The sequence below is a fragment of the Ensifer sp. NM-2 genome (assembly GCF_003024455.1).
GTDB lineage: Bacteria > Pseudomonadota > Alphaproteobacteria > Rhizobiales > Rhizobiaceae > Ensifer > Ensifer canadensis.
This window is the reverse complement of record NZ_PVZR01000019.1, coordinates 51640-72324: the sequence shown is the minus strand read 5'-3', so window position 1 is coordinate 72324 and position 20685 is coordinate 51640. Positions and strand designations below refer to the sequence as shown.

Sequence of the window (20685 nt, the reverse complement as noted above, 5' to 3'; positions counted from 1 at the left end):
GGTACACCTATTCTCTTTATCGCCGCCGGACGATGCGGTAGCGGGCCCAGAGCCCAGGCCGCGTTCCTGTTGGCCATTATTGGAAAGTTGCGGTTCTATAGTCAGAGACAGCCCGCCCGTCAAGCCAAACCTCTTGCATTCTCGGAAAACCGCCGTTTCTCCCGGCTGTTTCTGCATCAGGCAAGCTCGATCGCGGCCACAATAATGCTTCACGCGAGTCATTCCAAGCTGATTTACGATGCGCTATCTGTTGTCCTGCGGATGCAGCAGAGGTCCATGATGCGGTAGCGTTCCGGCCGCCGGATCTGTCGGAAAAGGCGTAGAAAAGCCGTAAACGACCTGCATTCCAAGGCATGGCGACGGCATTCGAGTAATGGATCTCTCAGGGCATGAAGTTGCGCATCGGTTCTCGCGCGGTAGCGCTGTTGTCAGTGGCAATGTTTTCCACAGCATCGCTTGCTGCAGATATCGAACATCAGACGGATTACAGCATCTCGCTTGCCGGTTTGCCGCTCGCGAGAGCGTCGTTCCATACGGCGCTTGTAAAGAATCGCTACACGATATCAGGAACGCTGCATTCGGCCGGCCTCGTCGACATTTTCAGCCGGACTTCGGGGCAGACCCGTGTTTCCGGCGTCATCGGCCGCGACTATCTGCGCGCAAACGAATATTCGATGTCCTATCGCAGCGGCAAGAAGGGCCGGGCGATCAGCGTCACCTACAGCAACGGCAACGTCGTGCATGCCAGCATGAATCCGAAGCGCACGCCGCTGCCGAAGAACTGGGTGCCGGTGACCTCGCGCGACATGCGCAACGTGCTCGATCCCTTGTCCGGCCTTATCATTCCCGGTAATGCCCGCGTCTGCCCCAATACCCTTCCGATCTTCGACGGCGAATCGCGTCTCGACATCAAGCTGTCGGCGAGGGGGACCAGGCCGTTCAAGACCAAGGGATTCGAAGGCGAGGTGATCGTCTGCGGCATCCGCTTTGTTCCGAAGGCGGGCTACAAGAAGGGGCGCGAAGACGTCGAATATCTCAGGCAGCTGCAGACCATGGAAATCTGGTTTGCCAAATCTGATGTCGTCGATGTCTATGCGCCCGTCTATGTGCGCATCCCGACCAAGCTTGGCCCCGTGACGGTTTCCGCGACGCGATTCGGCGGTTGATCCACCGAATGGTGGAGATTATCACTAACATTTCACGCCGAGTACTAACATTTCGCGCCGAGTCGTGATTTTATCCGCGCCGGTTTCCGCTACAGCGCAGCGCGTCAAACGTGACGTGCTGCGCTGTAGCGCTTGAAGCTTGCTGCATAATTTTCTCCTTAAATCGATTCCGATCTAAGGAATTATGCAGTTGGAGGCTGCACGAGGGGATAAGACATGAAATTCAAGGCAACGTTGATCGGTGCAACCGCCATTTTGATGTGGTCGCTCCTGGCGCTGTTTACCGCTGCATCCGGCAAGATGCCGCCGTTCCAGTTGTCAGCCATCTGTTTCCTCATCGGCAGCATTCCGGGGGTCGTCGTTCTCGCGCTGAAGCCGGAGCGGCTGGCGCTGTTGAAGCAGCCGGCGAAGGTCTGGATCACCGGCATCGCCGGTCTTTTCGGTTATCACTTTCTCTACTTTACCGCACTTCGCAACGCGCCGGCTGTCGAAGCCGGTCTGATCGCCTATCTCTGGCCGCTGCTGATCGTCGTCGGCTCTGCCCTATTGCCGGGCGAGCGGCTGCGCTGGTACCACGTTGCCGGCGCTTTTGCCGGCCTGATGGGAACGATCATGATCATCGCCCGCAACGGTATCGCCTTTGACGACGCCTATCTGATGGGGTACGGCGCAGCCCTGCTGTGCGCCTTCACCTGGTCCGGTTATTCGCTGCTGACGCGCCGCTTCGAGGCGGTCTCGACCGACGTCGTCACCGGCTTCTGCCTGGCGACATCGCTTCTCTCGTTCGTCTGCCATCTTGGTCTCGAGACGACCGTCTGGCCGGAAACGACGTTCGAGTGGCTGGCGGTTGCGGGCCTCGGCCTGCTGCCGGTCGGTGCCGCCTTCTATGCCTGGGACTTCGGCGTCAAGAACGGCAATATCCAGCTGCTCGGCGTTGCCAGCTACGCCGCACCGGTTCTGTCGACGCTGATCCTCATCCTGTTCGGTTTTGCCGAGCCGTCATGGCGTATCGCCGCCGCATGCCTTTTCGTGACGGGCGGCGCGGTGCTGGCGGCCAAGGACATGATCTTTCGTAAGGCGCGCACGGCGGTGCAGCCGGCAGAGTAACCTTCCGGGCGGAAAACCGCTTCACACTTTTCCTGAAAATGCTCTATTTCTCAGGCGGCGCCCAGTCGGGGGCCGCCATCTCGAAGACTGAGAAATCGAAGCCCGGCGCCACCGTGCAGCCGACAAGCGTCCAGTCGCCGAGCGAGACGGCGGATTGCCACCAGTTGGGCGGCACGAGCCCCTGTGGGCGCTCGCCGCCGAGAATGCCGGGGCCGAGGCGCAGAACCGTTGCAGGCTCGCTGTCGGCGGCAATGCTGAGCTCCAGCGGCGCGCCAGCATAGTGATGCCAGACCTCGGCGGCGTCACGTACCCGATGCCAGTGCGAGCGCTCGCCGCGCTCCAGCAGATAGTAGATCGCCGTCGAGTGGCCGCGCGGCCCGCCGTTGGCGTCGCGGAAGGTCTGCACATACCAGCCCCCTTCGGGGTGGCGCGTCAGCCCAAGGATCTCGATGATGGCGCCCGGCGTCAGTTCCTGATCGGCCGTCATCAGAAATTATCCTTGCGCTTGCGGATTTCGGCAAAGACAGCCGCATCGGTCGCCCCTTCCATGCCGAGATGCGCGCGGATCTTCGGGTCGGCGGCGCGCAGGAACGGGTTGGTGCGCCTTTCGAGGCCGATGGTCGTCGGCGCCGTAAAGCCGCCATCGCAGCGGGTTTCTTCGATCTCGGCCGCACGCTCCCTCAATGCATCATTGTCCGGGTCGATCGTCACGGCGAAATGGGCGTTCGACAGCGTGTATTCGTGGCCGAAATAAACAGTAGTGTCGTCGGGCAGGGCGAGAAGTCGGCTGAGCGACTGCCACATCGTTTCCGGCGTTCCCTCGAACAGGCGGCCGCAGCCGAGCGCAAACAGGGTGTCGGCGGCAAAGAGCAGCTTATCCTCAGGAAGGTGGAAACAGATATGGCCGGCGGTGTGGCCGGGCGTCTCGATGACGTCGACCGGGTGGCCGGCAAAATCGAAGCGTTCAGCGTGACGCACGCTCCTGTCGATGCCGGGGATATTGGCCGCCTCTGCCGCCGGCCCGATGATGGTGGCGCCGAAACGATCCTTGAGCGCGACGTTGGCCGCGACATGGTCTCCGTGGTGATGGGTGGTGAGGATATGGGTGAGCGTCCAGCCACGCCGCTCCAGGGCCTCCAGGATCGGCTGCTCCTCGGGCGCGTCGATCGAGGCGGTGGCGCCGCTTACCGGATCGTGCAGCAGCACGCCGAAATTGTCGGTGCGGCAAAGAAAGAGGTCAAGTTCGAGCGCGGCCATGGCGTGTCTTCCGATCGGGCTTCTGCTGCAGGCGCCTTCGATCGCGGTCGATCAAAGGACAAATCATGCGGCGAGTTTAACGCTACAGCGCCCCTTTGCACGCTCTATGAGCATGCGGTGCTGTGGTGACTGCCGCCGAATGTAGCGAGGCTTGCCTTGAAGTCTACCGCTTCAAGGCTAACATGTTGCGCATGCACACCGATATCGTCGACCTCCGAGAATTCTATCACTCCGAACTGGGCCGCATGGCCGAACAGTCCGTCACCATTGCGCTGTCTTCGGTCTGGGCGCGCCTGCCCGAGGAGCGGCTTGTCGGGCTCGGCTATGCCGTGCCCTATCTCGAGCGTTTCCGGAAGGACACGGAGCGGACCTTTGCTTTCATGCCGGCGGGGCAGGGGGCGGTGAACTGGCCGGTTGCCGAGTTGTCGTCGACCGCGCTGGTGTTCGACGAGGAATTGCCGCTGCCCGATTCTTCCATCGACCGGGTTTTGATGGTGCATTCGCTGGAATTTGCCGAAAGCCCGCGCGAGACGATGAAGGAGATCTGGCGGGTGCTGGCGCCGGGCGGCCGGCTGGTGATCGTCGTGCCCAATCGTCGTGGTGTCTGGGCGCGCATGGAGCATACGCCGTTCGGCTCGGGGCGGCCCTATTCGCGCGGTCAGCTGACGGCGCTTCTGCGCGAGACGAACTTCACACCCGGCGCCTCGTCGGAGGCACTGTTCTTCCCGCCGTCGAAGCTGAAGATGATCCTGCGCCTGCGCCGGGGCTTCGAGCGGCTTGGCCGCTCGCTCTGGCCGGTCTTCTCGGGCGTGATCGTGGTGGAGGCGCAGAAGCGGCTTTATCAGGGCCTGCCGGTTGCCGCGCGTGCGTCGCGGCGCGTGTTCGTGCCGGTGCTGGCGCCACAGGGTATCCCGAGCACCCGGGAGCGCCCGCGCGCCCAGCCTTGATCGCCACTCTGCCGGGCTTGCCGACCCTCGACAAATGCCGATTGCGCCGGTATTGGCTTGGCCTCATTTCCTGCCTTGAAAGCTGATCCGATGAGCCTTGCCTCGAAGAGCCCGCAGCCGCGTCCCGGCATTCTGGACATTGCCGCCTATGTGCCCGGCAAGGAGCATGCCCCCGGTGTCGCCAAGGTCCACAAGCTCTCGTCCAACGAGACGCCACTCGGCGCCAGCCCCAGGGCGATCGAGGCCTTCCAGGCCGCGGCCTTCAACCTGGAGCGCTACCCCGACGGCCAGGCCCAGGCGCTGCGCGCGGCGATCGGTGCTGTGCACGGGCTCAACCCGGCAAACATCCTGTGCGGCAACGGCTCGGACGAACTGCTCGGTCTCCTGTGCCACACCTATCTGGCGCCCGGCGACGAAGGCATCATCACGGAGCACGGGTTCGTGGTCTACAAGATCCAGATCATGGCCGCCGGCGGTACGCCGGTCATGGTCAAGGAGCGCAACGCGACCGTCGACGTCGATGCCATTCTCGCGGCGGTCACCGAGCGCACGAAGATCGTCTTCATCGCCAATCCGGCGAACCCGACTGGAACCTATATTCCCGTCGACGAAGTTCGCCGTCTGCATGCGGGCCTGCCCGAGGGCGTGCTTCTGGTGCTCGATGCCGCCTATGCCGAATATGTTCGGCGCAACGATTATGCGGCCGGGCTCGAACTGGTGTCGGCCAACCGCAACGTCGTCATGACCCGGACGTTCTCCAAGATCTACGGTCTTGCCGGTCTGCGTATCGGCTGGATGTACGCTCCGCCGCAAGTGATCGACGCGGTCGATCGCGTGCGCGGGCCGTTCAACCTCAGTGCGGCGGCGATTGCAGCCGGTGCCGCGGCCGTGCGCGATCAGGCCTTCGTCGCTGAGGCGGTCGACCATAACCTCGTCTGGCTGGAGCGTGTCAGCCGCGCGGTGGAATCGATCGGTCTCACGATCACGCTATCGGTTACCAACTTCGTGCTCATCCATTTCCCGGACGAGGACGGCATGCGTGCGAACGACGCGGATACGTTCCTCACTCATCGCGGCTACATCCTGCGTGCGATTGCGGCCTACGGCTTTCCCAATGCCCTGCGCATGACCATCGGCTCGCAGGAAGCCAATGAGGGCGTGATCGCGGCACTGACAGAATTCATGGGACGGAAATGATGACACAGCAGTTTGAAACGATCGCACTTATCGGCATCGGCCTCATCGGCTCATCGATCGCCCGGGAAATCCGAGACAAGCAGCTCGCCCAAACCCTGGTGATCTCGACCCGCAGCGAAGCGACGCTTTCGCGCGCCGAGGAGCTTGGCCTTGGCGATCGCTATACGCTGTCGGCTGCCGATGCGGTGCGCGGTGCCGATCTCGTCATCGTGTCGGTGCCTGTCGGTGCGTCCGGTGCGGTGGCCGCGGAAATCGCCGCCCACCTGAAGCCTGGCGCGATCGTCACCGATGTCGGCTCGACCAAGGGCTCGGTCATCGCCCAGATGGCGCCGCATCTGCCCGCCACGGTTCATTTCGTGCCAGGGCATCCGATCGCCGGTACCGAGCATTCCGGTCCGGACGCCGGCTTCGTCGGCCTCTTCCGCGGTCGCTGGTGCATCCTGACGCCGCCGGACGGCCAGGACGAGGAAGCGATCGCGCGGCTGCGGCTGTTCTGGGAAACGCTTGGTTCTATGGTCGAGCAAATGGATGCCGAGCATCACGACAAGGTGCTGGCGATCGTCTCGCACCTACCGCACATCATCGCCTACAACATCGTCGGCACGGCGGACGATCTGGAAGCGGTGACCGAATCCGAAGTCATCAAATATTCCGCGTCCGGTTTCCGCGACTTCACCCGCCTGGCCGCGTCCGACCCAACCATGTGGCGCGACGTCTGCCTGCACAACAAGGACGCGATCCTCGAAATGCTGTCGCGGTTTTCCGAGGACCTCGCCTATCTGCAGCGGGCAATCCGCTGGGGCGACGGCGACAAGCTGTTCGATCTCTTCACCCGCACCCGCGCGATCCGGCGGTCGATCATCCAGGCAGGTCAGGACACGGCCATGCCGGACTTCGGCCGTCACGCGATGGATCAGAAGTAGCCGATAAACGAAAGAGCCCGGGGCGTGGATCATCCACGCCCCGGGCTCTTTGTATTCTCGCGAAGGCCGCCAGAGCGAGCGGCTTTTCGCTGCACCGGGATCAGAGCGTCGGCAGCACGCCGATCGGGATGAAGGCGAGGAAGGCGGTGCCGTCGCGCACGTTGAGCTTGACTGTCGCCTCGTTCTTGCCGTTGGCCAGCGCCTTCAGCATGTTGGCCGTGTTGTTGACCAGGTTCGCATCGTCGGGGATCAGCGTGACCAGGTTTGTGCGCCAGGCGTCGATATTGGTCATCGTCAGCGAAAACTCGCCGGAGATCAGCCCCTGGTCGTTGACCGAGAAGGGGCCCGACAGCTTGGCGTTCATGCCCGAGCCAAGGTCGACTGTCATCTGGCGCAGTTCGCCCTTGCTCCCGCGCAGCATCGCCGGCGTCGGGATGCCGGAGCCCATCCAGCTCGCCTTGTCGACAAAGGTGAGGTCGGCGGCAAGATTGGCGGGTGGCGCGAAGCTTGCGCCGTTCTCAGGACGAAGATCGAGCTTGTCGACGCTCAAGGCCGCATCGAGATCGTTGCCGTTCTGACGCAGGTGCATTTCGCCGTGGCTGGCGCCGAAGCCGAAGCTGTCGCCGGTCAGCGGCAGGCGCACGGTGCCGGTCAGGTTGTCATAGGTCAGCGAACTGCGGTCGAGCCCGGAAAGGGTCGCCCTGACGCTTGCATGCAGCAGCGTCCAGTCGGCCGAGACATTGAGGTCGGGCGAAACGCGCAGTTCGGCCGGACCATCGAGCTCGATGATCGCATGGCTGGGCTGGTAGACTTGTGCCGCGGTCCGAAGCGCGCCGAAGGAGGCGGAGGCACCGCGGCGGGTGTCGTCGAGATTGACCTTGTCGCAGAACAGGCCGATGCGGAACGGGAAGCCGCGCACGTCCATGTTCGTGCACTCGCCGCCGAGCCCGTTTGCCCGGCCGTCCGCGAGCTGGGTCGTCAGGCGCTTCTCGACCTGGTCGGCGACGGCATACCAGCCGGCCGAATAGGCGGCACAGACGATCACTATACCGGCGATAAGCCAGCGAAACTTCCGGCTGACCGGCGAGGGATTGGCGACTGCGGTTGCGGTCATGGTAACGCGTACTCCACCAAACTCAGATCGCGGCCGCCTTTCGGGTGGCGCCGCCGATCCTGCTTATTATCTTTCATTCTATGCACGGGAACGACTTGTCTCTTCCGTGCCGAGATGCTGTGCCGTAGAAAAACCGACATGGCTGGCCACCGATGAGCCGACGATTCGGCGATGAGCAGACAGCGCGGATTGAATGACAGTGGATATGGACGAATTTTGGGTCTTTGGCTACGGGTCGCTGATGTGGAACCCGGGCTTCCGGTTCGAGGAAAGATCGACGGCGCGGGCATTTGGCTATCATCGGTCGCTTTGCGTGCGCTCTTGGGTGCATCGCGGTACTCAGCAGCGGCCGGGCCTGGTGCTCGGGCTCGACTATGGCGGCTCGTGCATCGGCGCGGCTTTTCGCATCGACAACGGCGAGAGGGCGGCGGTGATCGACTATTTGCGGGAACGCGAGCTTGTCACGCATGTCTACAAGGAAAAGACGATGCCGGTGCAGCTTGCCGACGGGCGGCGGGTTCCGGCGCTGACCTATGTGATCGACCGCGCCCATGTGCAGTATGCCGGAGCGCTGAGCGCTCCGGAGGCTGCGGCGATCGTCGCCGTCTCGTCGGGAAAGTCGGGTCCGAACAGCGAATACGTGTTCAACACGCTTGCCCACCTCAAGGAGATGGGCATTCGCGACCATTGGCTGGAAGAGGTCGTGGCGACCCTTAACGCATAATGTCCGGGATCAGGCTCGGTTTAGCCGCGGCCCATCGCCTTCAGTTCGGCAAGGCGCTGCTTTGCCGTCGGCGGCAGCGGCAGATGCGGGTTGTTTCTGACCGTCTCGATCAGAAGCTCGTCGCTTGCCGTCTCGGTCACCTCGATCAGCCTGGCGAGGAACTCGTCCGGATCGAGGCCCGCCTCGATCGGCGGCAGCACGCGAACCTTGAAATGGCCGGGGAAACGCAGAAACTTGCGGCGCGGCCAGAACAGGCCTGGATGCATGGCGACGGGCACAACAGGCACGTTGAGGTCACGGTAAAGTCGGGCGATGCCATATTTATAGTGCGGCGGTGCGCCGGGCGGCCTGCGGGTGCCTTCGGGATAGATGATCAGTTCTCGGCCGGACGCCATTTCCTGCTTGGTCCGATCCATGACTTCGGTCATGGCCCGGCCACGCGCGGCACGGTTCACCGGCACCATGCGCTGCTTGCGGACGTACCAGCCGAAGAGCGGGATCCAGGTCAGTTCGCGCTTGAGAATGAAGAAGGGATCGTTGAGCCAGGGCAGGAGCGCATAGACATCCCAGAACGACTGGTGCTTGGGCGCGAAGATGTAGCCGCTCTTGGGGATGTTCTCCAAGCCCTCGATCTCGAAGGTCGTGCCGACAATCTTTTTGAACAGCCAATGATTGCTGCGCGCCCAGTTCTTCGGAACGAACCAGGCCTTCTTCCGCGACACCAGAAAATAGGCCGGCGTGAAGACAATCATCTGCAGGATCAGATTGACGTAGAAGACCAGATTGAAAAGGACCGAACGCAGGACGATCATCAGCAGGCTCTCGAGGCGAGTTCAGGGATATCCAGCCCGTGGGCCGATGGATCGCTGCGTACACGAATAAACGCCGAAGGAAAACCGCCCGTCGTCACTTTGCTGATTAAGGGGTGGCAGCGATTATTCTTCGGCCGGTGTCGCACGCGAGGGAACGGTGCGCAATCCGCTCGCCGGGCGGGCACCGGCCATATCGCGCACGGAGGCGACGGAATACTTGCCGAACTCCAGCAGGATCGATTTCAGCACCATCGGATTGCGCAGCCAGTTCGTCGTCTTGAGGTCGGAGTTGACGACAGGATAGGCGATGAATTCGGTCTCCGGGCGGGCGCGACGCAACTCGAGCAGGCTTCGCGGCATATGGTAGTTGTTGGTCACAACAAGTACGCGCTTGTAGCCGTGATCGCTGATCCATTGGCTCGCCTCGGTCGCATTGCCGATCGTGTCGATCGCCTCGTGGCCGATGTCGACGCAGCATTTGAAGAGATCGGCCGAGCTTTGGGTGTTGCGCCGGATCTGGCTGCCGGTGGTCGCCGGGTGGACGCCCGAAATCAGCAGCCTTTTGCCGGCCCCGGATTTCAAGAGGTCGACCGCCTGATCGATGCGCTGGAAGCCGCCGGTCAAGACGACGATCGCTTCCGCCTTCGGGTCTTCCGGCGGTTGCATGGACGCGACGGTATCGGCGAAATTGAGGAAGGCCGCGACCACGATCGCGAACGGCACAAGCAGAATGAAAAAGGTCCGGCGGAGAATTTTGCGCAAGGGACTACGGGGTCGGCGTTCCTGCTCGGCCCCGCCTTGCCATTTGCCTCCTCCGGCCATCCCGCTCCCGCGAAGTCCTTGCGCCATCATGATTCTCTTCAGATAGCGCCAGATTGCGGCAAGGAATGGATCGAATAAAGGTGAAACATCTGGGCGTCAGCTTTGGTAGGTATCCGTACGTCCGGGATCAGAGCGGATCAGGTCGATCTCGTAGATCGTGCGCGTTACCGTGAGCCGAGCCGTCAGCGTCGTCAACACCGCAATGACGATCATGATGGCAAGAATACCGAGATAACCACTGTAACCGATGGTGAACGTGCCGAAGAGGGCGGTGGCCTGGTCCGTTTCCGGCGTCGCCAATGTGCGCGATTGCCAGTAGCCAGCAAGCGCGAAGAACAGCGCCGCCAGCAGCCCGCCGGCGCCGGCCCCCTTGAGGCTTATTCTGAGGAAATGCTTCTGGAACTCCGATGCCACGAATCCTGCCTCGGCGCCGACGAAATGCAGCACTTCGACGATATGGCGGTTTCCGGACAGTGCGCCGCGCGTGGCGAAGATGACGGTCAGCACCATGGTCGAGAAAACGAGGATCAGCACGCCGGTCCCGATCATTGCCGTGGTGTTTGCCATCGCCACCAGGCGGTCGACCCAGGTACGGTGATCGTCGAGGAAGGCCTGCGGGATGATCTCGGTCAGCGCCTTGCGCATGGCTGCGAAATCGGGCGGATTGTTTTCATCGATGGTGATGATGACGAGGCGGGGAACGGGCAATTCGTCGAGATCGAGGCCTTCGCCGAGCCAGGGCTCAAGCAGGCGGGCCGTTGCTGCGCGGTCGACGATGTTGCCACCTGTCGCTCCGCTGAAGGTCAGGGCCAGATCTCGCGCATCGGCAAGCGCCTTTTCCATATCGAGACCGTCGTCCGGTTTGATCTGGATGGTGATCTCGCGGGAAATCTGGCTCTGCCAGCTTTGGGCCGTGGCGCGCACCATGCTGACACCGCCGAGCGTGAGGCAGGCGAGGAACGACATGATCGCGATCACGCACATCAGCGCGTGACCGGACACGTTCGTCGACGGCACGATCGGCCCCATCGGGCGCACGCGCATCTCCGTGCGGCGCGGCTGCTGCTGCGGTTCCGGTTGCTGCTCCGGCACCTCATGGGTGCGTTTGGTGCGGCCCTCACTCATAGATATCGAGCCGCCCTTGCGAAAGGATCATGCGCCGCGCCTCGACCTGATCCATCAGCGACAGATCGTGGGTGGCAATGACGACGGCGGTGCCGAGCCGGTTGAGTTCGAGGAAGAGGTTCAGCAAGCGGCGGGCCATCGGCGGGTCGACGTTGCCGGTCGGCTCGTCCGCAAGCAGGATTTCGGGGCGGTCAATCAGCGCGCGGGCGATTGCCGCGCGTTGCTTCTCGCCGCCGGAAAGTACGGGCGGCAGCACATTGATGCGCTCGCCAAGCCCAACCCATTTCAACAGTTCGAGCACGTCGGCGCGGTAGCTCGATTCGTCCTTGCCGCGCACGCGCAGCGGAAGCGCAACGTTCTCATAGGTGGTCAGATGATCGAGCAGGCGGAAGTCCTGGAAAACGATGCCGACGCGCCGGCGCAGCATGGGGAACTCTTCGCGCGGGATCGACGAAATGTTGCGGTCGAACATGCGGATCAGACCGCGCGTCGGCTGCAGCGAGAGGAAGAGCAGGCGCAACAGCGTCGTCTTGCCGGCGCCGGAGGGGCCGGTGAGGAATTGGAACGACCGGCGCGGAATGTCGAAGGTCAGGTCCCGGAGAATTTCCGGCCCCATGCCATAACGCAATCCGACGTTCTCAAAATGAATCAATGGGTACCCATCTCTCTCACGACCCGTGCGGTTCTGCTTGGGGACGGCTATCTGCGCATAGGACGCCAAGCGCCGAAAGGCAAAACCGCCAGCGGAATCATGGTTAAGCAGCGGTTAATTTTTCATGAAAAGACGCCGCTTTCACGGCCTCTTTCCGAAGCATTAACCATTTCGGTTTACGTGTCGGAAAGATTTGATGCAATGCCCTGATTCTTGCACCGCCAGGGATCGGCGCATTGCCCGATGGTTTCGCATGGATGGCAGGTCCGTCCGCGATCCAGGAGGAAAAGGCGATGCAGGCATTCCGCACGAAATCGGCTGGAGCCGCGGCCTATGCCGATCTGCTGCCACCGGACCGCGGTCCACGCGAAGCTGCACCCGCGCCGCGCCGCGTCGACTATGTCGACGCCGAATTCGAGACCGTTTCGGCGACGGCCCGCCGCAATCCCTATCCCGTTTTCAATGACAATCGGCGGCACACTCGACGCCACGGCCCGACATTGACGGTCGTTCGCGACGAGAAGGCCGCCCTCAGGCGCCTGTTGTCTCTCGCCGAGACTTGGTTGCGCGCCATGCCGGCACGTCGGTTCGCCGCGCTTGTCGCAGCTTTCGCCCTTGCGGCGTTTGCGGCTATCATCGTCCTTTCGACCGGTGACGGGGTCGAAAGCGAGCCATTGGCGATCACCGACGTCACTGCGTCGCTCGATTATTCCGGCGGCATGCGGGTACTTTCGGTCTACGGCTCCATCGACAATTCCTCTTCCGCCCTGCAGCGACTGCCGTTGGTCGTGGTGGATGTGGTCAGCAATGGCCGCAAGGTTACGGCGACGCGATTGATGCCGGAGGGTGCCGCCATCGCACCCGGCGAGAGCCGCCGCTTCGTGACCAGGCTCCCATATGCAGGTGGAAAAATGCCCGAGGTGAAGGTTTCCTTCGCCGAAAACGGTGTCTCCGTGCGCTGATTGTGCTAAGCGGGCGCAAAAGGGAAGGCGTTTGTCTTCCGGATGAAACGCTGGAGAAACCGCATGCCCGTCGTTCGCGGAAAGAATATCGAGCCCCTTTATACGGCAGAGACGATCGCCGCACGCAACACCGAGCTTGCCGACATGATCGTCGAGGGTCCGCACAAGGACCTTCTGGTGATCGCGGTGCTCAAGGGCTCGTTCATCTTTGCCGCGGACCTGATCCGCGCCATGCACAACACCGGCCTGGCACCGGAAGTCGAGTTCATCACGCTGTCGAGCTACGGGCTCGGCACGGTCTCCCAGGGCGTAAAGATCATCAAGGACATCGATAGCGACGTGCATGGCCGCGACGTGCTCCTGATCGACGATATCCTGGAATCCGGGCGCACCCTGCGTTTTGCGAAGGAACTGATGTACGAGCGCGGCGCGCGCAACGTCACCATTGCGGTGCTGCTCGACAAGCGCGTCAAGCGCAAGGTCGAGCTCGAGGCCGACTATGTTGGCTTCGAATGCCCTGATCATTTCGTCGTCGGCTACGGCATGGACGTGGCTTACGCGTTCCGAGAACTGCCCTTCGTTGGCGTCGTCACCGGCGACGCCGAGTAGAGACGAGAATGTGCAGCGCTGCGGCGTTTGAGATCGCGGCGCTGTAATGACCTCCAGGCCGCGTTCAGCGCTCGAAGCAGGGCCGCTGTAAAACGCGCATTCCGAAATCCAGCCGCCCGGCGTTTACCGAACACAAAGAAAAAGCTGGTTGTTTGGGGTCGTGTCGCGTTTCGCCCCCTGGGATGCCACGTGCCGCTGCGGACTGCCTCACGATTCTTGTGAGTGTTGCCGTATCCATTGGAATGGGCCGGCCTCTTCGCGAGAGAGCCGTGCCGTTGCAGCGAACGCGGGAGGCCATGATGGCGAAGATCCTGATTACCGAGGACGAGGATGCATTGCGCTCCTTCGTCGCCCGGGCCTTGAGGCTCGATGGACATGAGACCGTGGAGGCTGGAGACGGCGCAGATGGGCTTGCCTGCCTGCAGACCGAGAATTTCGATCTGCTGCTGTCAGATATCCGCATGCCCGTCATGGACGGCATCGAATTGACGCATCAGGCGTCCGCAGCCTTTCCGGCGATGAAGATCCTGCTGATGACCGGTTACGCCGAACAGCGCGAGCGGGCCGACGATCTCGCCGACAAGATCGTCGACGTCATCTCCAAGCCCTTTTCCCTGCCTGACATCCGCAAGGCGGTGGCCCTGGCGCTCGCTGCCTGACGGGTCCCCCTCCATCGCCCGATCGTGGGCGAGGCATTGATTGTTTGGCGATCTGACAAATTGAATACGGCCCTGGCGCGTTTCCGCTCCAGGGCCGTCGTCGTTTCCGGCTCTTTTGGCCGAGGGTCAGCGCATGTCGAGCAGGCGTTCGAGATACTGGCGCTCGGCCTCGGGCGACAGCGTGTTGCCAAGGCGGCGGCGGATTTCGTCGAGAATCTCACGCGCCCGCTGGGTGTCGATTTCATCGGGAACTTTCACCTGGTCGCCGAAGTCCGGACCGGCATTCTGCTGGCGTCGACCGAGCGGGTCGCGACCATTCTGGCCGTATTGCGGGACGCCCTGACCGGGTCCTTGTCCCTGGGCCTGCATCTGGTTCATCATGTCCTGGGCGCCGTCACGCAGCGCCTGCAGTGCGCGGCCCTGGCTGCCGACGGCCGGTTCGCCCTGGCCCTTGCCAAGGGAGCCGGAGGCGCCTTCCATTTCGCGCTTGGCGTCGCCGAACCCCTTGCCGGGCTTGATGCCAAGGCTCTCCAGACCCTTCTGCAGTTCGCCGAGTTGCTTGCCCAACGCATCCTGCTGCTGCTTCAGCTGCTTCAGCGCTTCCTTCAGTTGCTCGGCGGTCATGTCGTCGAGCGGGCCGTTCTCGTCACCACGCTGGCCCGGATCCTGCGGCATGTCCTGACCATAAAGCTCGTTGTCCTCGCCCTGCAGCGGGTCGCCGCGCTGCATGCGGTCTCGCTGCGCCTGGTCGAGCTTGAACGTCTCGTCCATCAGCTTTTGCTGCTCCTGCATCAGCTGGCCGAGCTTGTCCATCTGCTCGCGCATGGCGTTGTTCTGTTCGCCCATCTGTTGCTGGCCGCGGTTGGCCTGCAGGTTGTTCATCAGACGCTGAAGCTCCGACAGCATCTGACGGGCCTGGTCGCGCGCACCCGATCGCGCCAGGTTCTCGATCTGGTTCATCATCCTGTCCAGATCCTGTTGGCGCAGAACATTGTTCTGATCCGGATTGGCGGCCATGCGCGGGTTTTTCGCGGCCTCCTTGGCCAGCGCCTGCATATATTCCTGCATGGCCTCGCGCAGTTCCTTCATCAGCTTGGCGATTTCCTCGTCGGGCGCATTGCGATCAAGCGCATCCGACAACGCCTGTTGCGCATCGCGCAGACGTCGGTCGGCGAGCGACAGATCGCCATCCTCGATGCCTAGCGCGATTTCCCAGAGATGCTTGGCGGCGTCGCGCAGCATGTCGTCGTTGCGCGCCAGCGCCATGCGCGAACGTGCCGATTTCAGGAGCAGGAAATGGGTGAGGTTGGGGATCGTTTCCTCGGCGAAGCTGGCGATCGCGTCATTGAGGTCGATCGCCCGCGGCAGGTCGTTGGCGTTGAGTGCAAAGACCTGTCGCTGTTCGGCAACGGCGCCCGCCAGCGGATTGAAGAATTGCCGCGCCGGAAGGATCATGTCCTGCGGCACGCTTCTCCCCTCCTGACCGGCGGCATCGCGGGCAACGAGGGTGACGCGAACGCGCTTGCCGGCCAGCGGATGTTCGCTGAGGTTGCGGCTGGTCGTGCCCTTGGCCTCGCGGGCGTTGCGGCGCGGCAGGTCGAGACGATACTCGGGAAGCGGATAGAGCGGCCGTGCGTCCTTCGCCTGTTCGTCCAAAGGCTTGATCTCAGCCCAGGCCTGAGCGATGCCGTAGTCGTCGCTCGCCAGGAAGGCGATGTCGAGCGAGGCATTTGGGGTGGGCTTTGGCAGGCCGTCAAAGGCGATCTGAGGCACGCTGTCGGGGGTGATCTTGAACGTCCACTTCTGGCCACCGACGGAGAGTTCGCCGTCCTTTACGATCTTGTAGAGGTGATTGCGCACGGCATTGTCGGGCGCCTTCTGGGCGGCCGGTTCCGCTGACGCAGTCTTTTCGTCCGGCTTTTCCCCGGCGGTCGGGATGACGATCGCGTCGGCCGATCCGTGTTCCGAATAGCGGACGGCTTCTTCCGTGCCGGCGCCAGTGACGCGCACGGTCAGATCGCTGAACTGCGGAATGGTAATCGCCGCCGTTTCGTCAGATGGGGACGCGACGCCCTGGCGGCCCGTGAGGAAGACGGGCGCACGCCCGGTATAGGCGGGCGGTGTCACCCAGGCATCGACCCGGATGTCGGCGACTTCGCTTGCTGGCTGCGGCAGGTGGAAGGCGTCCGAGAGAAGCCCCGCCCGGTTGGAATAGGAATAGGCGAAAGCGACGCAGGCGATCAGAACCGGCAGCGCCCGCAGCGCGAAAGGGTCGTGGCGGGCAATGTCGGGACGCGGCAGGCCCGTGTCGAGGGCACGGATCATCCCCGCCATGCGCGTCTGATGTTCGCGCCACAGCGCCTCGCCGAAGGCGCCGCCGGTTGCCGGAATGTCGTCCTGAACACGGATCGCCTGGTGGGGAAGGGCGTTGCGCTCTTCCAGCATCCGATCGGCATCGACGTTCCCAGGTAATCTCAACCGGGTCAGCGGAACGAGGGAGGCGATGAAGGCGACGAGAAAGCCCAGAAGCAGGGCGGCATGCAGCCAAAGCGGAGCAATGCGGAAGAGGCCGAGCCAGGCGGCCGACAGAAACAGGAGCACGATCGAAGCGGGAACGAGGGCGCGCGGCAAAACCTGCTCGGCGATCAACACCGCCCGCGCGACAAACCTTTTCAGCGCCAGCGTTCTGGCAAACGACTTCGGTTGTGGCGTTTCATCCTGCCGGAATTGCGTCATCCGCCCAAGTTCCCTTTCGGTCGCTCATGACCGCTCGTGACCGACCTATTGAATGATCAGGATAACATCGTTTGTGGCGAAGACGAGGGCGACAACAAAATCGTGATCGCCCGCGCGGGCGATCCACAGATCATCGTCCGATCCGAAAGACTGCTCAGTCGAGCCAGTCCGGAACCGAATCAAGCCCGATCAGGTCATCGTAGCTTTGGCGCGGCCGGATCACGTGGAAGCGATCGCCCTTGACCAGCACTTCCGGGATCAGCAGCCGGCTGTTGTAGGTGCTCGCCTGGACAGCGCCATAGGCGCCGGCAGAACTGATGGCGAAGAGATCGCCCGGCTTCGGCATGGCCATTTCGCGGTCAAGCGCCAGATAGTCGCCGGTCTCGCACACCGGGCCGACGACGTCGGCCTTGATGCGGGGCGCATTGGCGGCTGAAATGCGAACCGGCCTGATCTCGTGATAGGCCTCGTAGAGCGTCGGGCGGATCAGGTCGTTCATGGCGCCGTCGACAATGACGAAGGTCTTGTCGCCGCCATCCTTGACGTAGATGACCTCGGTCACGAGGATGCCGGCGTTGCCGACGATCAGCCGGCCCGGCTCGGTGACGATCTTGCAGCCGAGCGACTGCAGCTGGCTCTTGACGATTTCGGCATAGGCATCGGGCAGCGGCGGCGGATTGTTGTCTTCCTTGTAGGGAATGCCGAGACCGCCGCCGATATCGACGTGATCGATCGCGTGGCCGTCGCTGCGTAGCGTGTCGACCAGTTCGCGCAGCAGCTTGAAAGCGTCGTCGAAGGGCTGCAGCTCGGTGATCTGGCTGCCGATATGCATATCGATGCCGGTGACCTGGATGCCGGGCAGTGTCGCGGCATGGGCGTAGACGGCGCGGGCACGCTCCCACGAAATGCCGAACTTGTTTTCCTTCTTGCCGGTCGAGATCTTCGAGTGGGTGCGCGCGTCGACATCCGGGTTGATGCGGAAGGAGACGTGAGCACGCTTGCCGGCGCGAACGGCGCGCTGGTTCAGGACCTCGAGTTCCGGTTCGGACTCGACGTTGAAGCAGTAGATGCCGGCCTCGAGCGCCAGGTCCATTTCCTGCGGGGTCTTGCCGACGCCGGAGAACATGATGCGGCTTGCCGGAATGCCGGCGGCCAGCGCGCGGCGCAACTCACCGCCCGACACCACATCGACGCCGGCGCCAAGGCGCGCAAGCGTCTTCAGCACGGCCTGGTTCGAATTGGCCTTCATGGCGTAGCAGACCATCGCATCGACGTCGGCAAAGGCCTTGGAGAAGACCTTGTAGTGCCGCTCGAGCGTCGCCGTCGAGTAACAGTAGAAGGGCGTTCCGACGGCGCGGGCGATGTCGGTCACCGGCACGTCTTCGGCGTAGAGAATTCCGTCGCGGTATTCGAAATGGTTCACGGGGCGTGGCTCGGCTTAGAGGAGGGGATCGAGCAGGAAAGGGCGGTCGTCAGCCTGTTCTTTCTTTTCGACAGTTCCGGCAGGGGCCAGGGTGTTGATCGGCGCCGTCGAGCCGGGTCGGTCGAGGTCGCCCTTGCGTCCACAACCGACAAGAACCAGCCCGGGGATCGCCAGAAGAAGCGCAAACCGGGCCGCCTTCGTGAATGTCATCGTGATTTTCCTTCGCGGGGACTGATGCTGGTGCGATGTCTTATCGATTTTTCCGGCGCTTGTGCACCCTGATTCTGCGACGGGATTCAGCCCCTTGCGCTCAGGCACGTCGTTGCCCCGAAACCGCAACGCGGTCTCGGGGGACAAGCATCAGTTGCGCGCGCGCCACCAGGCGATCTGCTTGCGAACCTCGTTCGGTGCGGTGCCGCCGAAGGACGTGCGACTGGCGACCGAGGCCTCGACGGTCAGCACGTCGAACACCTTGGCGGTGATCGAAGGATGGATCGACTGCAGGTCTTCAAGCGAGAGGTCGGCGAGGTCGCAGGCCTTCTGTTCCGCAAGGGCGACGGCGCGGCCGGTGACATGGTGGGCGTCGCGGAAGGGCAGGCCGGCCTCGCGTACCAGCCAGTCAGCAAGGTCGGTCGCTGTCGAATAGCCGGAACCGGCAGCCGCCTTCATCCGGTCGGCCCGAATGGTCATGTCGCGCACCATGCCGGTCATCGCGGCAACGGCGAGTTCGAGGCTCTCGGCCGCGTCGAAGACCTGTTCCTTGTCTTCCTGCATGTCCTTGGAATAGGCGAGCGGCAGGCCCTTCATGACGGTCAGAAGCGCGATCAGCGAGCCGTTGATGCGGCCGGTCTTGGCGCGCACCAGCTCGGCGGCATCGGGGTTCTTCTTCTGCGGCATGATCGAGGAGCCGGTCGAAAACGCGTCGGACAGACGAATGAAGCCGAACTGCGGCGTCGACCAGATGACGATCTCTTCGGCAAGGCGCGACATGTGCGTGGCGGCGATTGCGGCAATCGACAGGAATTCGAGCGCGAAGTCGCGGTCCGAAACTGTGTCGATCGAATTGCGGGTGGGGCCGGCAAAGCCGAGTGCGCTCGCGGTCATGTGCCGATCGATCGGGAAGCCGGTGCCGGCAAGGGCGGCCGCGCCGATCGGGCTTTCATCCATGTGCTCGATGGCGTGGCGCACGCGCGAGCGGTCGCGGCCGAACATCTCGACATAGGCCATGCAGTGATGGCCGAAGGTGACGGGCTGGGCCGTCTGCAGATGGGTGAAGCCGGGCATGACGGTCTCGGCATGTTCCTCGGCGCGGTCGAGGAAGGCGGCGATCAGGCCGGTCAGCGCCTTTTCGGTCCTCTGCAGCTCTTCCTTGACCCACAGACGGAAATCGAGCGCCACCTGGTCGTTACGCGAGCGGGCCGTGTGCAGCCGGCCGGCGGCCGGGCCGATCAGGGTCGCAAGCCGGGCCTCGATGTTCATGTGGATGTCTTCGAGGCGGCGAGAGAATTCGAACTGGCCGCTTTCGATCTCTGACAGGATCGTGTTGAGACCGTGAACGATCTTGTCTTTGTCCTCGGCCGAAATGATGCCTTGATGCGCCAGCATGGTCGCATGCGCTATTGAGCCGCGGATGTCCTGAGCATAGAGCTTCTTGTCGAAGCCGATCGAGGCATTTATCTCCTCCATGATCGCGTCCGGACCCGAGGCGAAGCGACCGCCCCACATCTGGTTGGAGGTTTTTGTCTCGGAATTGCCGTCAGCCATGAAGAATGCCCGCCTTGGAGAATGAAATGCCCGACCAGAAGAAATCCCCCCCGGCCGTGAAATTGTTCGCGCTCGCCGCCTTGTTCGGCGTGATCATCGGTGCGGCTGCGGTATACGTGAAGGAGACGGGGTCTGGCAATGCCGAGCCGACCGAAACGGCAGCTGCCGTCTGCCCGTTGACGGGCGAAAAGGTCGCCTCGCTGACGCCGTTCATGAAGGGCCAGGTGGCGGCGATGTCGCCGGCCGCCTCGCCACGCCCGATCGCACTCGATTTCAACGACCCGGACGGCAAGCCGACGACGGTTGCCGCCTTTGCCGGCAAGACGATGCTTGTCAATCTCTGGGCCACCTGGTGTGGCCCCTGCCGCGAGGAAATGCCTGCCCTCAACGCGCTGCAGAAGTCCCTCGGCAGCGACAAGTTCGAGGTGGTCGCGATCAACATCGACGTCGGCGACGACGAGAAGCCGAAGGCCTTCCTCGACGAGACCGCCGTGCACGACCTGCGCTACTATCGCGATGCGTCAATGGGCGTCTTCAACAATCTGAAGAAGGAAGGCCTTGCCTTCGGCCTGCCGGCAACCTTGCTGCTCGACGACAAGGGATGCCTGATCGGCTCGATGAATGGCCCGGCGGCCTGGGACAGCGACGATGCCAAAGCGCTGATCAAAGCGGCCACGGGCGGGTAG

General features: G+C 62.9%; 21 protein-coding genes. 10 read left to right on the top strand and 11 right to left on the bottom strand.

The window, feature by feature from the left end; translation table 11 throughout:
- The first annotated feature begins 389 nt into the window (after positions 1–389).
- On the top strand, positions 390–1166 hold the full coding sequence (locus C6558_RS29090) for a DUF3108 domain-containing protein (protein WP_025424652.1): 777 nt from the start codon (positions 390–392) through the stop codon (positions 1164–1166).
- 216 nt (positions 1167–1382) lie between these two features.
- Positions 1383–2273 carry a DMT family transporter gene (locus tag C6558_RS29085; RefSeq protein ID WP_025424651.1) on the top strand — a complete coding sequence of 297 codons (891 nt, stop codon included), beginning with the start codon at positions 1383–1385 and terminating at the stop codon, positions 2271–2273.
- 43 nt (positions 2274–2316) lie between these two features.
- Here the strand turns inward: C6558_RS29085 and C6558_RS29080 are convergent, their stop codons facing one another.
- Both C6558_RS29080 and gloB read right to left on the bottom strand, forming a co-directional pair.
- Positions 2317–2760, bottom strand: coding sequence for a cupin domain-containing protein (locus tag C6558_RS29080; RefSeq protein ID WP_057217889.1), 444 nt, complete (start codon positions 2758–2760; stop codon positions 2317–2319).
- Positions 2760–3530, bottom strand: a complete 771-nt coding sequence (gene gloB, locus C6558_RS29075) for a hydroxyacylglutathione hydrolase (protein ID WP_025424649.1) — start codon at positions 3528–3530, stop codon at positions 2760–2762. Before gloB ends, C6558_RS29080 begins: the two co-directional genes overlap by 1 nt.
- Positions 3531–3712: 182 nt before the next feature.
- On the opposite strand from gloB, the gene C6558_RS29070 reads away from it, so the two are divergent.
- From C6558_RS29070 to C6558_RS29060, 3 genes are all read left to right on the top strand, one after another.
- A complete protein-coding gene (locus C6558_RS29070) occupies positions 3713–4477 on the top strand; it encodes a class I SAM-dependent methyltransferase (protein WP_025424648.1) in 765 nt (254 codons plus the stop codon).
- Between the two features lie 90 nt (positions 4478–4567).
- Positions 4568–5674, top strand: a complete 1107-nt coding sequence (gene hisC, locus C6558_RS29065) for a histidinol-phosphate transaminase (protein WP_025424647.1) — start codon at positions 4568–4570, stop codon at positions 5672–5674.
- A complete protein-coding gene (locus C6558_RS29060; RefSeq protein WP_025424646.1) occupies positions 5671–6597 on the top strand; it encodes a prephenate/arogenate dehydrogenase family protein in 927 nt (308 codons plus the stop codon). The genes hisC and C6558_RS29060 overlap by 4 nt, the downstream gene beginning before the upstream one ends.
- Before the next feature lie 100 nt (positions 6598–6697).
- Here C6558_RS29060 and C6558_RS29055 read toward each other — a convergent pair whose 3' ends face one another.
- The gene (locus C6558_RS29055) at positions 6698–7711 is read right to left on the bottom strand and encodes a DUF2125 domain-containing protein (RefSeq protein WP_025424645.1); all 1014 of its coding nucleotides are present in this window, start codon (positions 7709–7711) and stop codon (positions 6698–6700) included.
- A 193-nt stretch (positions 7712–7904) separates the two neighbouring features.
- On the opposite strand from C6558_RS29055, the gene C6558_RS29050 reads away from it, so the two are divergent.
- Positions 7905–8435, top strand: a complete 531-nt coding sequence (locus C6558_RS29050; RefSeq protein WP_107028037.1) for a gamma-glutamylcyclotransferase — start codon at positions 7905–7907, stop codon at positions 8433–8435.
- 20 nt (positions 8436–8455) lie between these two features.
- Here the strand turns inward: C6558_RS29050 and C6558_RS29045 are convergent, their stop codons facing one another.
- From C6558_RS29045 to ftsE, 4 genes are all read right to left on the bottom strand, one after another.
- Positions 8456–9247 carry a 1-acyl-sn-glycerol-3-phosphate acyltransferase gene (locus C6558_RS29045; protein ID WP_057206564.1) on the bottom strand — a complete coding sequence of 264 codons (792 nt, stop codon included), beginning with the start codon at positions 9245–9247 and terminating at the stop codon, positions 8456–8458.
- Between the two features lie 123 nt (positions 9248–9370).
- The gene (locus C6558_RS29040; protein ID WP_025424643.1) at positions 9371–10069 is read right to left on the bottom strand and encodes a YdcF family protein; all 699 of its coding nucleotides are present in this window, start codon (positions 10067–10069) and stop codon (positions 9371–9373) included.
- Positions 10070–10165: 96 nt separating this feature from the next.
- A complete protein-coding gene (locus C6558_RS29035; RefSeq protein ID WP_107028041.1) occupies positions 10166–11113 on the bottom strand; it encodes an ABC transporter permease in 948 nt (315 codons plus the stop codon).
- A gap of 73 nt (positions 11114–11186) precedes the next feature.
- A complete protein-coding gene (gene ftsE / locus C6558_RS29030; RefSeq protein ID WP_063934108.1) occupies positions 11187–11846 on the bottom strand; it encodes a cell division ATP-binding protein FtsE in 660 nt (219 codons plus the stop codon).
- A gap of 257 nt (positions 11847–12103) precedes the next feature.
- On the opposite strand from ftsE, the gene C6558_RS29025 reads away from it, so the two are divergent.
- From C6558_RS29025 to C6558_RS29015, 3 genes are all read left to right on the top strand, one after another.
- Positions 12104–12808, top strand: coding sequence for a hypothetical protein (locus C6558_RS29025; protein ID WP_225906529.1), 705 nt, complete (start codon positions 12104–12106; stop codon positions 12806–12808).
- 63 nt (positions 12809–12871) lie between these two features.
- Positions 12872–13417 carry a hypoxanthine phosphoribosyltransferase gene (gene hpt / locus C6558_RS29020; RefSeq protein ID WP_025424639.1) on the top strand — a complete coding sequence of 182 codons (546 nt, stop codon included), beginning with the start codon at positions 12872–12874 and terminating at the stop codon, positions 13415–13417.
- Between the two features lie 299 nt (positions 13418–13716).
- A complete protein-coding gene (locus C6558_RS29015) occupies positions 13717–14076 on the top strand; it encodes a response regulator (protein WP_025424638.1) in 360 nt (119 codons plus the stop codon).
- A 126-nt stretch (positions 14077–14202) separates the two neighbouring features.
- Here C6558_RS29015 and C6558_RS29010 read toward each other — a convergent pair whose 3' ends face one another.
- From C6558_RS29010 to argH, 4 genes are all read right to left on the bottom strand, one after another.
- The gene (locus tag C6558_RS29010) at positions 14203–16812 is read right to left on the bottom strand and encodes a TIGR02302 family protein (RefSeq protein ID WP_057217887.1); all 2610 of its coding nucleotides are present in this window, start codon (positions 16810–16812) and stop codon (positions 14203–14205) included.
- Between the two features lie 154 nt (positions 16813–16966).
- Positions 16967–18235 carry a diaminopimelate decarboxylase gene (gene lysA, locus C6558_RS29005; protein WP_025424636.1) on the bottom strand — a complete coding sequence of 423 codons (1269 nt, stop codon included), beginning with the start codon at positions 18233–18235 and terminating at the stop codon, positions 16967–16969.
- 15 nt (positions 18236–18250) lie between these two features.
- Positions 18251–18445, bottom strand: coding sequence for a lipoprotein (locus C6558_RS29000; RefSeq protein ID WP_038575652.1), 195 nt, complete (start codon positions 18443–18445; stop codon positions 18251–18253).
- A gap of 150 nt (positions 18446–18595) precedes the next feature.
- Entirely contained in the window at positions 18596–19999 is a 1404-nt protein-coding gene (argH, locus tag C6558_RS28995; RefSeq protein ID WP_025424634.1) for an argininosuccinate lyase, read from the bottom strand.
- A 26-nt stretch (positions 20000–20025) separates the two neighbouring features.
- On the opposite strand from argH, the gene C6558_RS28990 reads away from it, so the two are divergent.
- Positions 20026–20685 carry a TlpA disulfide reductase family protein gene (locus tag C6558_RS28990; RefSeq protein ID WP_025424633.1) on the top strand — a complete coding sequence of 220 codons (660 nt, stop codon included), beginning with the start codon at positions 20026–20028 and terminating at the stop codon, positions 20683–20685.

What these genes read in the sequence shown, in the direction of transcription:
- C6558_RS29090 (WP_025424652.1), top strand. Translation starts at nt 390, where the DNA reads ATGAAGTTGCGCATCGGTTCTCGCGCGGTAGCGCTGTTGTCAGTGGCA.
- C6558_RS29085 (WP_025424651.1), top strand. Translation starts at nt 1,383, where the DNA reads ATGAAATTCAAGGCAACGTTGATCGGTGCAACCGCCATTTTGATGTGG.
- C6558_RS29080 (WP_057217889.1), bottom strand. Translation starts at nt 2,760, where the DNA reads ATGACGGCCGATCAGGAACTGACGCCGGGCGCCATCATCGAGATCCTT.
- gloB (WP_025424649.1), bottom strand. Translation starts at nt 3,530, where the DNA reads ATGGCCGCGCTCGAACTTGACCTCTTTCTTTGCCGCACCGACAATTTC.
- C6558_RS29070 (WP_025424648.1), top strand. Translation starts at nt 3,713, where the DNA reads ATGTTGCGCATGCACACCGATATCGTCGACCTCCGAGAATTCTATCAC.
- hisC (WP_025424647.1), top strand. Translation starts at nt 4,568, where the DNA reads ATGAGCCTTGCCTCGAAGAGCCCGCAGCCGCGTCCCGGCATTCTGGAC.
- C6558_RS29060 (WP_025424646.1), top strand. Translation starts at nt 5,671, where the DNA reads ATGATGACACAGCAGTTTGAAACGATCGCACTTATCGGCATCGGCCTC.
- C6558_RS29055 (WP_025424645.1), bottom strand. Translation starts at nt 7,711, where the DNA reads ATGACCGCAACCGCAGTCGCCAATCCCTCGCCGGTCAGCCGGAAGTTT.
- C6558_RS29050 (WP_107028037.1), top strand. Translation starts at nt 7,905, where the DNA reads ATGACAGTGGATATGGACGAATTTTGGGTCTTTGGCTACGGGTCGCTG.
- C6558_RS29045 (WP_057206564.1), bottom strand. Translation starts at nt 9,247, where the DNA reads ATGATCGTCCTGCGTTCGGTCCTTTTCAATCTGGTCTTCTACGTCAAT.
- C6558_RS29040 (WP_025424643.1), bottom strand. Translation starts at nt 10,069, where the DNA reads ATGGCCGGAGGAGGCAAATGGCAAGGCGGGGCCGAGCAGGAACGCCGA.
- C6558_RS29035 (WP_107028041.1), bottom strand. Translation starts at nt 11,113, where the DNA reads ATGCGCGTGCGCCCGATGGGGCCGATCGTGCCGTCGACGAACGTGTCC.
- C6558_RS29025 (WP_225906529.1), top strand. Translation starts at nt 12,104, where the DNA reads ATGGCAGGTCCGTCCGCGATCCAGGAGGAAAAGGCGATGCAGGCATTC.
- hpt (WP_025424639.1), top strand. Translation starts at nt 12,872, where the DNA reads ATGCCCGTCGTTCGCGGAAAGAATATCGAGCCCCTTTATACGGCAGAG.
- C6558_RS29015 (WP_025424638.1), top strand. Translation starts at nt 13,717, where the DNA reads ATGGCGAAGATCCTGATTACCGAGGACGAGGATGCATTGCGCTCCTTC.
- C6558_RS29010 (WP_057217887.1), bottom strand. Translation starts at nt 16,812, where the DNA reads ATGACGCAATTCCGGCAGGATGAAACGCCACAACCGAAGTCGTTTGCC.
- C6558_RS29000 (WP_038575652.1), bottom strand. Translation starts at nt 18,445, where the DNA reads ATGACATTCACGAAGGCGGCCCGGTTTGCGCTTCTTCTGGCGATCCCC.
- argH (WP_025424634.1), bottom strand. Translation starts at nt 19,999, where the DNA reads ATGGCTGACGGCAATTCCGAGACAAAAACCTCCAACCAGATGTGGGGC.
- C6558_RS28990 (WP_025424633.1), top strand. Translation starts at nt 20,026, where the DNA reads ATGCCCGACCAGAAGAAATCCCCCCCGGCCGTGAAATTGTTCGCGCTC.